The organism is Pantoea sp. GW821-FHT03E06 (assembly GCF_059420725.1).
The window spans coordinates 2,384,165-2,398,904 of sequence record NZ_JBWKUG010000001.1 but is presented as its reverse complement, the minus strand read 5'-3'; the positions used below and the strand labels follow the sequence as shown (position 1 = coordinate 2,398,904).

Genomic DNA, 14,740 nt, shown 5'->3' with positions numbered 1-14,740 from the left:
AACGCTATTCCAAAAATATTCATTAAATTTCCAGATAACACCTTTTCACGTGGAGTAGGTCCGCGCGGAAATAAGTTATTGGCTTGCATTAGGGAAACGGTAGCAAAATGAGAGTAAAGCCCATTCAGCGATTAATCATTCCGATAATGGCGGCGTTGAGCTGTGCGGCGCTGCCAATTAACGTCAGCGCCGCAGCGTCTTCACCCACCTCCAGCGATGGCACGCTGGTCTATTTGCATGAGCAGGAGCCGCCTTGCTTATGGGGCGGTTGGGTGCAGCAAGCGTATTTATCACGTCAGGTGTTTGATTATTTAGTCAGTTACGATAAAGGACAGATCCGTCCCTGGCTGGCATCCAGCTGGAGTGAATCTGCCGATCGTAAAACCATTACCTTTCATTTGCGCCATGACGTGAAATTTACCGATGGCGATATTTTTAATGCCGACGCGGTGATTGCTAATTATCCCGCATGGCAAAAGGGAATAGGTTGGCACGGATTTACCTATATGACCGGATTTACCAAAGTCGATGATTATACCGTGGCGCTGCATTTATCCGAGCCCAATCCGGAAATCTATAACGTATTAGCAAATGGGCATTACGGTTTTCAATCGCCAGATTCGCTGGCGCATAACAGCAGCGAGCAGAAGTGTTTGCGCCCGGTGGGCACCGGACCGTGGAAAGTCGCGCGTTGGGTACGCGGCGATGGCATCAGTTTTGTGCGCAACGACGATTATCGTTGGGCACCGCCGAATGCGCACCATAACGGGCCGGCTTATATCAAACACCTGGAGTGGAAATTCGTGCCCGATGCCACCACGCGCTGGGGCGCGCTGGTCAGCGGCGGCGCGGATGTGATCTACCAGCCGCCGTCGGCGCAGTGGCAGGCGCTGCAACAGCATTATCAAACCTTGTCGTACGTCGCGACCGGTCGTCCACAGGCGTTCTCCTTTAATGTGCAGCGCGGTCCATTCACCGATCGGCGCGTGCGCCAGGCGTTTGCTTATGCGCTGGACCGCAAGCAGATCGTCAAAACGGTGTTCAAAGGCGCAGTGCCGTATGAGGGCAACGGCTCGCTGAGCAAAAGTACGCCGCTCTACCTGAACGTTGACGACCGCTACTCGCTGAATATCGCCAAAGCCAATCAGCTGCTGGATCAAGCGGGCTGGACCGGACGTGATGCCGCCGGTTATCGCACCAAAGACGGCCAAACGCTCGATGCCCGCTTGCCGTTTATCCAGGCGATTATCGACCAGGAAGGCGCGCTGATGCTGCAGGCGGTGCAGGATCAGGTCAAACGCGTTGGTATCAAGCTGGATCTGATTCCGCTGACGCAAACCGAAGGCTTTGCCGGTGCGCGTTCGCGTCCGGCGGATAAGGAAATCAGCTTTGGTTACTGGGTATGGCCCTCGCCCAATATCCTCGACATCGTTTACAACCACGCGCTGAACGGCGCATTCAACGGCAACAACACCAGCTTTTTCAATAATCCCGAAGTGGAAGCGCAAATCCTCGATGCGCAGCGCGAGCCCGATCCCCAGCTGCGCCAGCAGAAGTTTGCGGTGCTGCAAAAGTGGTTTGACGATCAGGCGATTGCCATCGGCGGCTACAACTTCACCTACAACGTCGCCATCGCCCACCACATCCGCGGGCTTTGGCAGGATGAGGGCAACGGATTGCTGAACTTTAACGATGCGTACTTCGTGCAGGAGAAGCCATGAGTGAATTAACTTCCGCGCCGCAGACCAGCGCCACCCGGGTTGAGGAACGGGCCTTACCACGCCGCCGCAGCGTGGCGCTGTTGCGCACCCTGAGTGTGCGCATTGCCTCGGCGCTATTTGTGCTGTGGGGCACCATCACCGTGACCTTTTTAGTGCTATCGGTGCTGCCGGGCGATCGCGCCACCATTTTGCTGAATATCACCTCTGGACAGGTGATTGAGCGCACGCCGGCCGAGCTGGCGCCAATCAATGCGCAATACGGGTTCGATAAGCCGATCGTTGAACAGTATCTGCACTATTTCTGGCAGCTGCTGCACGCCGATTTTGGTTTCTCCTTCGAGTTGCAGCGCCCGGTGGTGCATATCATCGCTGAGCAGCTGCTGCCGACCTTTACGCTGGCGATAGCCGCATTGCTGCTGGCGTGGATTATCGCCATTCCCTGGACGCTGTTAACCGCCGGGCGCAATCGTCGGCTGGCGGCGTTTGGCTCCGCAGTGGAAACCATCATGGCCGGCTTGCCGCAGTACTGGATTGGCATCCTGCTGCTGATTGTCTTTGCCATCGCTCTGCGCTGGTTCCCCGTCGTCGGCGGCACCAGCCTGCTGGGCACGGTGCTTCCGGCGATCACGCTGGCAATTCCGTTGGCGGGCTTTATTGGCCACGCAATACGCGGCGAGTTTGAGCGCAGCATGCAGCAGCCGTTTGTGCTGTCGGCGCGGGCGCGCGGCATGAGCCTGGCGGGCGTGCGATGGCGCCACGTGTTGCGCCACGCGCTGATCCCCGCCATCACCTTAAGCGGCTGGGCGATTGGCAACCTGCTGTCGGGCGCGGTGCTGGTGGAAGCGGTATTTGCCCGCCCGGGACTCGGCAACGTGCTGGTCAATGCGGTCAGCAACAAGGATTTCGCCCTGGTCTCTGGCATCGTGATTCTGATCAGTTTCCTCTACATCGTCATTAACCTGGGGGTTGACCTGATTTACCTGATCGTCGATCCCCGCCTGCGAGGTCGCGCATGACAACTCATCTCACTGATTATGCTGGCCCGCAGACGCAACGCGCCGGCTGGCAGCTGCCGGTTTCGGTACTGCTTTCCGGCATCGTAGCGCTGTTCTTTATTGTCGCAGCGCTAACGCCTGGCGCGTTGGCCACCCACGATCCCTTCGCCACCGATCTCTATCGTGCGCTGCAAGCCCCTTCATGGGCTAACTGGCTCGGCACCGATGACATTGGCCGCGATCTGTATAGCCGCATTATCTGGGGTACGCGCCAGTCGTTGCTGATTGGTATCGGCGCCATGGTCATCGCGCTGTTCGGCGCCATTGTGCTGGGCTTCAGCGCCGCGCTCGGTCCGCGCTGGTTGGCCGAACCGGTGAATCGCCTGCTGGAGATTCTGCTGGCGTTTCCCACCTTGCTGCTGGCGCTGCTGTTTGTCGCCTTGCTGGGTCCGTCCGCCAGCAGTTTACTGATCTCGGTGGGCATCGGCACCGCGCCGGGCTACGCGCGACTGGTGCGCGCGCAGGCGCTGCAGGTGAAGCAGTCCGGCTATGTCGAAGCGGCACGTGCGCTTGGCCATCCGTGGCATCGGCTGTTTATCCAGCACATCGCGCCCAACGTGTTCCGACCGCTGTTCTCACTGGTGGCGTTGGGCATCGGACAATCGGTGGTGTGGGCATCCGGCTTGTCGTTTCTGGGTTTAGGCGTGGTACCACCGTCGCCGGAGTGGGGCGCGCTGCTCGAAGCGGGAAAAATTAACGTCACCGTGGCGTGGTGGCTGGAAGTGTTGCCGGGCATTGCGATTGTGCTGGTGGCGCTGTCGTTTACGCAAATCGGCCGCTACATCCAGCAGCGGGCCGAAGGAGAGAAGCGCTGATGAGCAATAACGTGATAGAAGTCCGTGACCTGAACATTTGGGCCCGCGCTGAGAATGCCGCGCCGCGCCATATTGTGAAGAACGTTAGCTTTGCGCTGCAACGCGGTCAATGTCTGGCGCTGGTCGGTGAATCAGGCTCGGGAAAAAGTGTTACCGCACGCGCGCTGGTGGGATTGGCGGGCGAGCAACTGCAGGTGCAGGCCAACACGCTCAGTCTGCACGGTGAAGCGCTGCTCGGGCGCAGCGAAAGTTATTGGCGTCGGGTGCGCGGCAGCAAAGTGGGTTTTATTTTGCAGGATGCGCTGGTGTCACTCGATCCGCTGCGGCCGGTAGGCAAAGAGATTGCCGAAGCGCTGGCGCTGCACGGCTGGGGCAATGCCGCCAGCCGCCAGCAGAAAGTGCAGGCGCTGCTGGAAGAGGTGGGCGTGCCGCAGGCAGCCTATCGCGCCAGCCAGCGACCGGGCGAACTCTCTGGTGGTCTGCGCCAGCGCGCGCTGATTGCTTCGGCGATTGCGCTGCATCCGGATGTACTGATCGCCGATGAGCCGACTACCGCGCTGGATGTCACGGTGCAGGCGCAAGTGCTGGAGGTGCTGCGGCAGATGCTGGATCGCGGCACCAGCGTGATTCTAATCAGTCACGATTTGGCCGTGGTGGCCAAAATCGCCGATCAGATTCTGGTGATGCAGGGCGGCGCGATTGTCGAAGCGGGAACGGCGCAGCAGGTGTTGCAGCAGCCGCAACATCCCTATACCCAAGGGTTGATCAACGCCATTCCCAGCGAACACACCAAAGGACAGCGCCTTTCCGGCAGCGCGCCCGGCGCGCCAGCGCCAGCGGGGGGTAAATCAGCGGACGTGCTGCTGGAAGCGCGCCATATTGTGAAGCGTTTTCGGGGGCACAGCGCGGTTGCCGATGTTTCCTTTACGCTGCGACGCGGTGAAACGCTGGGTATTGTGGGTGAATCGGGTTCTGGCAAAACCACCTTGTCACGCATTGCGCTGGCGCTGGAAGCGCCGGACAGCGGCGAGGTGCTGTTTGCCGGCCAGCCGTGGAGCCACGCGTCCGCTGCCGCTCAGCGTGCCATTCGCCGCCAGATTGCCGTGGTGTATCAGGACCCGCTTTCATCTTTCGACCCGCGCTGGCGGGTGGCCGACATCCTGCTGGATGCGATTGCCTTAGATCAGCATCCGGCAACGCACACCCCGCGTGACCGCGCCATCAGCCTGCTGCAATCGGTTGGACTCGGCGCGGAACATCTTAACCAATGGCCGGCGCGCATGTCGGGCGGCCAGCGTCAGCGCGTGGCCATTGCCCGTGCCATCGCCACCCATCCGCAGGTGATCGTGCTGGATGAGGCGGTCTCCGCGCTGGACGTCACTATCCAGGCGCAGATTCTCGATCTGCTTAGCGATCTGCAGGCGCAGCTTGGCGTCAGCTATCTGTTTATCTCGCACGACCTCGGCGTTATCCATCACATGAGCGATCGCGTGTTGGTGATGCAAAACGGTGAGGCAGTCGAGCAGGGCGCCGCCGATGAGGTGTTCTATCGTCCGCGCCATCCCTATACCCAGAAGTTACTTGCCTCGCTGCCACGTCTGGCTGCGCTGGAAATCGCCTAACTTTGCTACCGGAGCGAACATGTCACGCGAACTGATTTATAACGGATTTTTGCACCTCACGCCCAACCACCACAGCCACGGCTACTGGCGCACGCCGGAAGGTCAGGTGCAGTATGGCTACAACCAGCTGGATGCCTACGTCAAGACGGTGAAAACCCTGGAGAAAGGGCTGTTTGATACCTTGTTCATTGCCGATGTGGTGGGGGTTTACGACATCGAATATGGCGATGGCAAAACCACCATCAGCGCCGGCACGCAATTCCCCGAACCCGATCCGATCACCATCCTCTCGGCGCTGGGGCTGGCCACGGAGAATCTGGGATTGGTGGTGACCAGCAACGTGATTCAGGCGCACCCGTTCTCGTTTGCACGCCAGATCTCCTCGCTGGATGAGTTTACCCGCGGTCGCATTGGCTGGAATATCGTCACTTCGTATCTCTCCAACGGCTTCCGTAACTACGGTTATCAGGACATCGTGCCGCACGACGAGCGCTACGAATGGGCGCAAGAGTATCTGGATGTGGCGTACAAACTGTGGGAGCTGTCGTGGGAAGAGGGCGCGGTGCTGCACGATCCCGCCACCAATCGCTTTTTCGATGCCGATAAAATTCACAAAATTAACCATGTGGGCAAGCGCTATCGCGTGGAGGGGCCGCACATTGTTGAGCCGTCGCCGCAGCGTAGCCCGGTGTTCTTCCAGGCCGGCAACTCCGACGCCGGACGTCGCTTTGCCGCCCGTAATGCCGAGGTCACATTCCTGCCATCACAAACGCCGGATACCGCGCGCAAAGATATCGCCATCCTGAATCAGGATGTGGTGGATTACGGTCGTCAGCCGGAGGATTTGAAAAAACTGGTGATGCTTTCTACCGTGATCGGATCCACCGAGGAGGAGGCAAAGCGCAAGCAGCAATATCTGTTCGACAACATTGATATCAACGCGCTGCAGGGGTTCTACAGCGGCGGCTCTGGCATCGATCTGGCGAATATCGATCCTGATACGCCGTTAACCGAGCTCAGCCGCCGCGAGGAGTTTAGCCAGCATATGCGCTCGAAATTCCGCATTGCGGTAGATGCGGATTACGGGCAGGGGCGCGTGCTGACGTGGCGTGAGTACCTGATCCAGCACGCGTTGCTGCCGGGTCGTTTTGCCGGTACGCCAGAGCAGATCGCCGATCGCGTGCAGCAGTTTGCGGATGCGGGTGTGGATGGCTTTAACGTGGTGCCCGTCACCACGCTCGGCTGGTGGGATGAGTGGGTTGAGCATGTGGTGCCGGTACTGCAGAAGCGCGGTCTGGCGCAGAAGGCGTATAAGCCCGGCACGCTGCGCGAGAAGATTTTTGGCAAAGAGAGCAGGCTGCCAGCGTCGCATCCGCAAAGGAAATTAACGTTGGGTTAAATGTTACCCGGTGCGCATTAATGCGCACCCTACAAAATAGTGCGGTCGCCAATTATGGCGATCGCTCTTCCCGCCTGATAAGCATTTGTGCGACGCTGCGTGGCTTTTTTATTATGCTGATAAAAATGGATGTTTTACTTTATAGGGAATTCGTTATGCATAATCGCCTCGATCAGTTTCTAATCCATCCCCCCGCACTGCGCTTAACCGGCATCCGGCGTTTTGCCGTGGAGTTTATCTGGTTTGGCATTAAAGAAGCACGCGCCTGCTTATTTGCCGGCTTATTCTTTCTGGCGATATTCACGTTACCGCGCGCCGGTATGTTCGGTATTGCACGCTATGATCTGTTGCTGATTATCGCCGTCGCTATTCAGTTATTGATGGTCACGACGAAACTCGAAAGCTGGGATGAACTGAAATCCATCACGCTGTTTCATTTGCTCGGTTTCGGTTTAGAGCTGTTTAAAACCTCATCGGCGATTGGTTCATGGCATTATCCTGAGGCAGGCTGGAGCAAAATTGGAGGCGTACCTTTATTCAGTGGCTTTATGTATGCGGCGGTAGGCAGTTACATAATCCAATGCTGGCGATTGATGGATCTGAAAATTCGCCATCATCCTCCCATTCTGTATGCGGTACTGCTCTCATTGGCGCTGTATGCCAATTTCTTTACCCATCATTTTATCGGCGACTATCGCTGGTATATCGCAGCAGTGGCGTTGGGTTTGTATGCGCGCTCGGTGGTGGTTTTTACGCCTTACGATCGTCCTTTCCGTATGCCGCTGCTGGTGGCGTTTATCCTGATAGGCTTTTTCATCTGGCTAGCGGAGAATCTGGGGACATTATTGGGCGTATGGCAATATCCTAATCAAATAGGGGCGTGGGCAACGGTACATGTCGGCAAATGGGGCGCTTGGTCGCTACTGGTGATGATGACGTTTACCATTACGCTGTTTCTCAAGGATATTAAAAAACGCGTACACATTGCGCAGTGAGTCATGGCAAATTAGTGCGCCTATTGATGAATTTCCCTCATAGGCGCAATCCTCTTTCAGGCCATTATCTTCACCATCCCATCCGCTACTATAGGCGAATTCGATCTCTCTGGAATTCAATATGGATCACGCCTCCACGCGTTCTCAATCCTTTATCGTCAAATCGAGCGGTTTGCCCTTTATCCTCATTTTGAGTGCGTTGATGGCGATCACCTCGTTATCCACGGATATCTATCTGCCTGCCATGCCGCTGATGGCGCAAGAGCTGCACGGCGACGCCGAACTGACCATTACCGGATTTCTCATCGGCTTCTGTATTGCCCAGCTCATCTGGGGGCCGCTCAGCGACCATTTTGGCCGCAAAGTGCCGCTGTTTATCGGATTGGTACTGTTTGTGATCGGTTCTGTGGGTTGTGCGCTCTCCAGCGATATTACGCAGATTGTGTTCTGGCGCGTGTTTCAGGCGTTAGGTGCCTGTACCGGACCGATGCTGGCGCGCGCGATGATCCGCGATCTCTTTGCGCGCACTCGCGCTGCGCAGATGCTCTCCACGCTAATGGTTGTCATGGCGATTGCTCCGATTGCCGGGCCGCTGCTGGGTGGGCAGATGATCAAAGTCACCTCATGGCACACGATTTTTTGGCTGCTGGCGGCCATCGGCTGCGTCATGCTGATACTGATGTGCTGGTTGCCCGAAACCTTACCGGCGGACAAGCGGGTAAAAGCGTCGCTCAACGGAGCGTTTAGCAACTATTTTGCCCTATTGAAAAACCGCCATTTCATGCGCTTTACGCTGTGCGTGGCGTTCTACTACGTGGCGGCTTACGCCTTTATTACCGGCTCGCCGTTTGTTTACATCACCTATTTCGGCATTGATGCGCAGCATTATGGCTGGCTGTTCGCGCTGAATGTGGTGGGGTTAATGGCGGTAAGCATGGTGAACCGGCGTTTAGTGCACCGCTATCCGCTGGAATCCCTGCTCAAAATGGCGGTGACTACCGCCACCCTCGCTGCGTTAATTTTGGCGCTGAGCGCCAAACTGGCCTTCGGCGGCATCCTGATGATTATTCTGCCGGTGTTTGTGTTCTTCTCGATGAACGGCATTATCGCGGCAACCTCCACGGCCGCCGCCATGGATACCGTGCCAACTATGGCGGGTTCCGCCTCGGCGCTCATCGGCTCGCTGCAATACGGCAGCGGCATTATCTCGTCGTTGCTGCTGGCGCTACTCAGCGATGGTACGCCCTGGACCATGGCGTGGATTATCGCGCTGTTTACCGTGGCAAGCGCGGTGATGGCGCTCAGCGCCGCCACGGTCAAATCCGCTTAATGTTTTGATTAAGAGGAGGTTGAGTGGGCATCACCAGAAGGGGCAACTCATGGATGCAGTTAATAAACCCTGGCTGATTACCGTGTCCAATTAAAACAATCCTCAAGCGTTAGACACCATCAAAGTCATTGGTGAACGGTATCCCGCAGCGTTGCAGGCGCGTGTTGGCGGCTAATCGCTATAAAGCTTGTGGCACTTATTGAAAATGCCACAAGCGTTTCTATTGATTGAATGTTGATTAAACCTCCTCTTTTTAGCATTTGACGTTTTTTGCTCAATCGGTATGCTCTGCAAAGTCAGGATCCTCCGGCCAGGATTGGTCAAGACGGTTACAGAGAACTCCATGAAAAATAGTGATGATAAAAAGTTGTGCGACATCTTAATCGGCGAAGCTGTTATTGAATTATTTAATGAGGATGCGCCGGTTTCGCGCGCCACGCTCATCGGACAATTAGAGAAAATGCTGCATGCCGCTGACACGCCAGAAAAAAAACGCGTTGCCAGGCTAGCGCTTGAGACGATTAAGACCGGCAGTGAAATGAACAACAATGAGAAATCTGGCGAGGGTGTAATGAGCTTCTTTGCTAAAAACATCGCGGCAGATGATTCCACCAAACACTGACTTCGACAGTGCAGTTCCCCGCTTAATGATTACGTAACTATCGGTTATATAATGAATTAACAGCAAACAGGTGTACATTCTCTTCTCTATTGCGATAAAGTTAGCGCTGCAAAGAACCAGCCGACCACTTTTGGAAACCAGCCATACGTCATGCGTCAACTATGCCTAAAACGTTAACCACCGAAGCGAAAAGCCGAGAACGGGGCCGCCCGAGAGAGTTTGATATCGACCAGGCCCTGGATAAAGCGATGATCGTTTTTCGGCAAAAAGGTTTTCATGCTGCCTCCATGCATGACCTGGGCGACGCCATGGGATTAACGGCCGGTAGCATTTATAAAGCCTTCAAAGATAAACGCAGTCTGTTTCTTAACGTGTTTGAACGCTACCTTTCGGTGCGCAACGCGGACCTGCGTCAACGGCTGGCGCGGGTTACAACCGGTCGCGAAAAACTCGCTGAGCTGCTGCAGTTTTACCTCGATTCTGCTCGGGCCGTGGAGGGGCGAACCGGGTGCCTGGTGGTTGGCAGCGCGATTGAACTACAGGTGTTAGATGACGACTTGTCGCAGTTGGTGAGTGAGGCGGTGATGCGTAATAAAAACTTTCTCGCTTCTTTACTGCGACTCGGGCAGGAAGATGGATCGGTCTCGCAAAAACTGGATACCGATACCGCGGCAGGATTGATTCTGTGCATCGCCTTCGGTATGCGGGTAGTAGGCAAGATCGCCGATGTAAAAGATGAACCAGAGACCATCAAGTTAGTCATGAAGTTGCTGGATTAACATTTGTCTAATTAGGAGGTGGGCACTTCCTAAATAAGCGAAGCGTGAGGCAGGAGGGCAAGTGAAAGACGAAGATACAGACATTACGGATGATATTCGTGCACTGGTAGGGCGCGTGGTTTCACATATTCTCCGGCCCGATGAGGCGCTTAGCGTACAGGAACTGATTGGTGCCCTGTACCGTTTGAGCTTACGCTCGTCAGACAGCAAGACGAAAAGCGCCTGTGAGAAAGCGATTCGTATTCTGGCCAAAAAACTGCATTAATCCACTCGATGGTGCGGAACATTCTGCTCTCCTGGCTGAAAGTTGGCACTCCCTCGCCAAACTCAATAAGCGAATTACAGCGGTCGGTGCGCTGTCTCTTTCGCTTTCCACAGCGCAAAAAGCGTAATCAGTAACGCCAGACTGACATACAGCGACACCCACAGTGTGCTGCCCATCTCCTTATACAGAGAGGTAATGATCAGCGGCGCAAAGCCACCTCCGATAATACCCGCTAGCGTATAGGCCAGCGAAGAACCCGCGTAACGCACATGGCTGGGGAACTGCTCGGTCACAAATGCTGCCTGCGGGCCATACATCACCGCATGAATCAATAGGCCAACGATCACCGCCAGCACGATCAGCACCGGTTGCGAGCTGTCGAGCAGAACGAAGAAGACAAATGACCAGACAATCGCTAGCAAAGCACCGACAATGTAGACTGGTCGGCGGCCTAACCTATCTGAAAGCGCGCCAAACATCGGTACGGTAATCGCATTGCCTATCGCGCCCAGCATGGTGGCCATCAGGGCCAGCGGACGCGGCAACTGTAGCACCGTGGTGACGTAGGTCAGCGTAAACACCACTACCAGCGCGTACAACACATCCGAGCCAATACGCGATCCCCCCGCGATCAGCAACTCGCGCGGATAGCGAAGGAACACCTCTTTCAGCGGCGTATGGGTGGTTTTCTCGGCTTGTTGCATCGCGACAAAGGTTGGCGTCTCTTCAACGCCGCGACGCAGCCACAAGCCAAAGGTTACCAGCAGCAGGCTCAACAGGAAGGGAATACGCCATCCCCACTGCTGGAACTGTTCACCGCTTAACGCCACCGTGACCAGCGTGATAAATCCGGTACCAATTAACGTGCCGCAGGAAGGGCCAACCTGTGCGAACGAAGCATTACGCCCGCGTTTACTGGCATCGCCATGTTCCATGGAAAGTAACACCGCACCGGCCCATTCACCGCCCAGCGCGATACCCTGAATAAAACGCAATGCCACCAGCAGCAACGGACTCCAGATCCCCCACACTGCATAGCCGGGCAGCAGGCCCATGAGCGCGGTAGTGACGCCCATAATGACCAGCGTGGTGATCAGCACCGCTTTGCGGCCAGCTACGTCACCCAGATGGCCAAAAATCATCCCGCCTACCGGACGTGAGACGTAACCCACCGCATAGGTGGAAAACGCCAGGATGGTGCCGACGAGTGGATCGAAGTCTGGGAAAAATACGTGGTTAAACACCAACGCGGCCATGATGTTATAAACCGTAAAGTCATACCACTCGAGTGCCGTGCCAATCGAGCTGGCCGCCGCAAGACGACCGGTTTTGGCGTGGCCAGTGCGCTCGCGTGCAGTGTGCTGCAGTGTCGAATCGGTATTAGCCATGTGCCATCTCCTGTTTGGTTAACTGCCAGCTGAGGGAGTAAAGCTGAGCATCTGCATTCAGCGCCTGTGCGGCGCTGGCGGCGAGGGTTTTACATATCTGCACGTCGCGGCAGGTCACTAGCAGCATGGGATGCATGGGGCGATTTCCCCTATTTTCCCGGGGAAGAGGGGAGCTCAACGTGGTATCTGGCGTTAACAAACGCGAAGCGATATAGCCCGGCGTTTGCTGCACGCTTTTTTGCCAGCCGTCCAGTAATGCAACATCTGTTCCTGACGTAAGCGTCAGCACCGCCAGATGGCTGCCAGTGCCCTGACCATGCTGGTGGGTGATGGCGCACACCCGGCGCATGGGATTGATCATGTTGTTGAGATTCTTCACCGACCATTCCGTCTGACGCGTGAAGGCTGCGTGATAATCCGCGCTGGTGAAGGCCTCAAGCGATTCTGTTTCATACAGACCGAGATACTTCCGCTCCGCCTCTAAGGACTGATAGCGTGTGCCAGAAAGGAAGCCTTTGATGGCAACGCGCTCTTCCACGTGCTCGTGGTCATACCATTGGTTGAAATCCGCTTCATCTGCAGCCTCGATATGGGTGGCGACATACAGCATGCCATGGGGTTGAGTCATGATCAGATACTCCGTTTCAGGGTGGTTTCAATCGCGGCAGCCCAGCTGAGTAATGCAGCATCGTTGCCATGGGTTGAGGACAGCATCAGGCCAACCGGCGCAGCGCCAGGTTGATGACAGGGGAGAGAGATCGAACAGCCATCCAGCATGTTGATCACGCTGGTATTGCGCAGCATCAGCATGTTGACCTGCATGTAGCGCGCAGGATCGTTAAGTTCGTGAAGAGTGGGGGCGATAAGCGGCACCGTGGGCATTAACATGCCATCGAAGGGCGCAATCGCGTTCTCAACGCGCTGTTTCCAGTCAGCTCGCTGCTGGTACAGCGCGCTGGCCTCTTCGTGGGTTAGCAAGCTACCGCGTTTAATGCGCGTCAGGACCTGCGGATCGTAGGCATCGGGCTGAGAATGAACGTAATGCTGATGCCATTGCCAGGCTTCCCAGGCCGTGATACCGCCGCGCGAGTTGATCGTTTCAAGCTCTGCCAGTTCGTGCAGGGGCAGCTCAGTCAGCGTTACGCCCTGCGCACGAAGCTGCCCGAGTGCGTGCAGCCATGCCGCACTGACATGTTGATCAAGGCCTTCCAGCACGCGCGTTTGCGGGATAACGAAATGTGCGTCAGAAAGGCGGCGTTCATCAATGGACAGCGGTTCGTCGGCAATCACGCTATCGAGCAGCCAGCAACTGCGCACGTCATGGGCAATCACACCAATGCTGTCGAGCGACGCGGCCAGCGGCAAGGTTCCGGTTTGATCAATACGACTGGCGCTGGGTTTGAAACCGGTTAAGCCGCACAGCGCAGCGGGAATACGCACGGAGCCGCCGGTATCGGTACCGACCGCCGCCAGACACATGCCATCGGCCACGGCCACGGCGGCCCCGGAAGAAGAGCCGCCGGGGATTCGCTGTTCAGTGCGCTGCCACGGATTGGCGGGCGTGCCGTAATGCGGGTTAATACCAAGACCGGTAAAAGCGAATTCGGTCATATTGGTTTTGCCGACGATGGCTGCTCCCGCCTGGCGCAGCCGTTCTACCATGCTGGCGTTAGACGTTGCCTTTGCAGCATTGCTGAGTAAACGCGAGCCGGCGAGCGTCACTTCGCCGGCGACATCAAACAGATCTTTGATGCTGATCGGCAGGCCATCGATCGCGCTATTTGGCTGGTGCTGTTGCCAGCGCGCGTTCGCCTGCCGAGCTTGCTGCTGCGCCTCGGCCAGATAGGTTTGGGTAAAGACGCGTTTACCTTCGCCGGACTCCGCCGCGATGGCGTGCAGAGCATCAGACACTAACGTTTCGGGCGTGATGTGCCCGGCGAGCAGTTGCTGGCTCGCTTGCCATAACGTTGTCATAGAGGTTCCTCTTAGGCGATGACCGGCAGCGAGCCAGTAATATAGGTATGTTCCAGCGTGCGGTTGAGCAGCGGGTCGTGCAGCGCCATGCGAAACTCGCTCGAAGGGCGAATGCCACCGATCGCGCTAAGCGTGCCGCATGACATAGCAAAACCTTCTTCAACCTGACGATCAGTAAAATAGCGGTTTAATAAATCCATCGGCGTGAGAAGAGCGGATAGGGCGCCTTGCTGATAGGTAATCCAATCACCGTTTGTTTTGATCCAGGCGCGGAGCTCGAGCCGATCCCAATGCGCTTTCACTTCTGACAGGCGCCAGGCGTGTCCGGCGACAGGTTTAATGCAGGCCTGCTTTGATAGCGCCACGCTAAAGGTTTCCAGATGGCGATCGGTGTGGTCTGAGATCAGTGAAACCCAATACTCGCCGCGATGGAAAAACACGAAGGGCTCGGCTTCGCCGGAGGTTTCCTCGCCCACCACTTCCAGGCGTATTTGCTGGCTGAGCTGATTCGTCGCAACGCGATAAAACAGCGGGACCGCACCAGGAGCGGGCACGCCAAGTGCTTCCAGCTCCCTGATATGGTGCAACACGGCTGCCCGATCGCGGCCCACCCAGCCGGCGATAACCAGCTCTTTGACCTCAACGTCCAGTACTGCTGCGTCTGCGTTATCAGTTGTAAAACGTAATTGCATGGTTTGATCTCCATTTGAGAAATTCGTGTGAAATTTCACAGTGATTTCAATCTAGCCATTTTCATGCCAGGTTTTTGTGTAAT

General features: G+C 56.4%; 14 protein-coding genes. 10 read left to right on the top strand and 4 right to left on the bottom strand.

The genetic code is table 11. The annotated features are described in order from the left end of the window. The first annotated feature begins 107 nt into the window (after positions 1–107). From AC07WB_RS11180 to AC07WB_RS11135, 10 genes are all read left to right on the top strand, one after another. Positions 108–1,721: an ABC transporter substrate-binding protein gene (locus tag AC07WB_RS11180; protein WP_494940506.1), complete on the top strand. Its 1,614-nt coding sequence runs from the start codon at positions 108–110 to the stop codon at positions 1,719–1,721. Further along, a complete protein-coding gene (locus tag AC07WB_RS11175; protein ID WP_494940505.1) occupies positions 1,718–2,737 on the top strand; it encodes an ABC transporter permease in 1,020 nt (339 codons plus the stop codon). The genes AC07WB_RS11180 and AC07WB_RS11175 overlap by 4 nt, the downstream gene beginning before the upstream one ends. Beyond that, a complete protein-coding gene (locus tag AC07WB_RS11170) occupies positions 2,734–3,591 on the top strand; it encodes an ABC transporter permease (RefSeq protein WP_494940504.1) in 858 nt (285 codons plus the stop codon). Before AC07WB_RS11175 ends, AC07WB_RS11170 begins: the two co-directional genes overlap by 4 nt. Next, positions 3,591–5,213: a dipeptide ABC transporter ATP-binding protein gene (locus AC07WB_RS11165; RefSeq protein ID WP_494940503.1), complete on the top strand. Its 1,623-nt coding sequence runs from the start codon at positions 3,591–3,593 to the stop codon at positions 5,211–5,213. The genes AC07WB_RS11170 and AC07WB_RS11165 overlap by 1 nt, the downstream gene beginning before the upstream one ends. Positions 5,214–5,232: 19 nt before the next feature. Beyond that, on the top strand, positions 5,233–6,612 hold the full coding sequence (locus tag AC07WB_RS11160) for an NtaA/DmoA family FMN-dependent monooxygenase (RefSeq protein ID WP_097096988.1): 1,380 nt from the start codon (positions 5,233–5,235) through the stop codon (positions 6,610–6,612). 155 nt (positions 6,613–6,767) lie between these two features. After that, positions 6,768–7,607, top strand: a complete 840-nt coding sequence (locus AC07WB_RS11155) for a DUF817 domain-containing protein (protein ID WP_494940502.1) — start codon at positions 6,768–6,770, stop codon at positions 7,605–7,607. Between the two features lie 121 nt (positions 7,608–7,728). Further along, positions 7,729–8,937 (top strand): multidrug effflux MFS transporter, encoded by a 1,209-nt coding sequence (locus AC07WB_RS11150; RefSeq protein WP_494940501.1) that lies wholly within the window; start codon positions 7,729–7,731, stop codon positions 8,935–8,937. A gap of 343 nt (positions 8,938–9,280) precedes the next feature. Beyond that, positions 9,281–9,559: a hypothetical protein gene (locus tag AC07WB_RS11145; protein ID WP_345829349.1), complete on the top strand. Its 279-nt coding sequence runs from the start codon at positions 9,281–9,283 to the stop codon at positions 9,557–9,559. A 236-nt stretch (positions 9,560–9,795) separates the two neighbouring features. After that, entirely contained in the window at positions 9,796–10,338 is a 543-nt protein-coding gene (locus tag AC07WB_RS11140; protein WP_345829872.1) for a TetR/AcrR family transcriptional regulator, read from the top strand. 61 nt (positions 10,339–10,399) lie between these two features. Continuing rightward, on the top strand, positions 10,400–10,603 hold the full coding sequence (locus tag AC07WB_RS11135; RefSeq protein WP_097096992.1) for a hypothetical protein: 204 nt from the start codon (positions 10,400–10,402) through the stop codon (positions 10,601–10,603). Between the two features lie 74 nt (positions 10,604–10,677). On the opposite strand, the gene AC07WB_RS11130 is transcribed toward AC07WB_RS11135, so the two are convergent. The 4 genes from AC07WB_RS11130 to AC07WB_RS11115 are packed head-to-tail and all read right to left on the bottom strand — an operon-like array spanning position 10,678 to position 14,657. Beyond that, positions 10,678–11,991 (bottom strand): MFS transporter, encoded by a 1,314-nt coding sequence (locus AC07WB_RS11130; protein WP_494940500.1) that lies wholly within the window; start codon positions 11,989–11,991, stop codon positions 10,678–10,680. After that, the gene (locus AC07WB_RS11125; RefSeq protein WP_345829350.1) at positions 11,984–12,619 is read right to left on the bottom strand and encodes an antibiotic biosynthesis monooxygenase family protein; all 636 of its coding nucleotides are present in this window, start codon (positions 12,617–12,619) and stop codon (positions 11,984–11,986) included. Before AC07WB_RS11125 ends, AC07WB_RS11130 begins: the two co-directional genes overlap by 8 nt. 2 nt (positions 12,620–12,621) lie before the next feature. Next, positions 12,622–13,965 carry an amidase gene (locus tag AC07WB_RS11120; RefSeq protein WP_345829351.1) on the bottom strand — a complete coding sequence of 448 codons (1,344 nt, stop codon included), beginning with the start codon at positions 13,963–13,965 and terminating at the stop codon, positions 12,622–12,624. Between the two features lie 11 nt (positions 13,966–13,976). Further along, a complete protein-coding gene (locus AC07WB_RS11115) occupies positions 13,977–14,657 on the bottom strand; it encodes a DUF2848 domain-containing protein (RefSeq protein ID WP_345829353.1) in 681 nt (226 codons plus the stop codon). Positions 14,658–14,740: the final 83 nt, after the last annotated feature.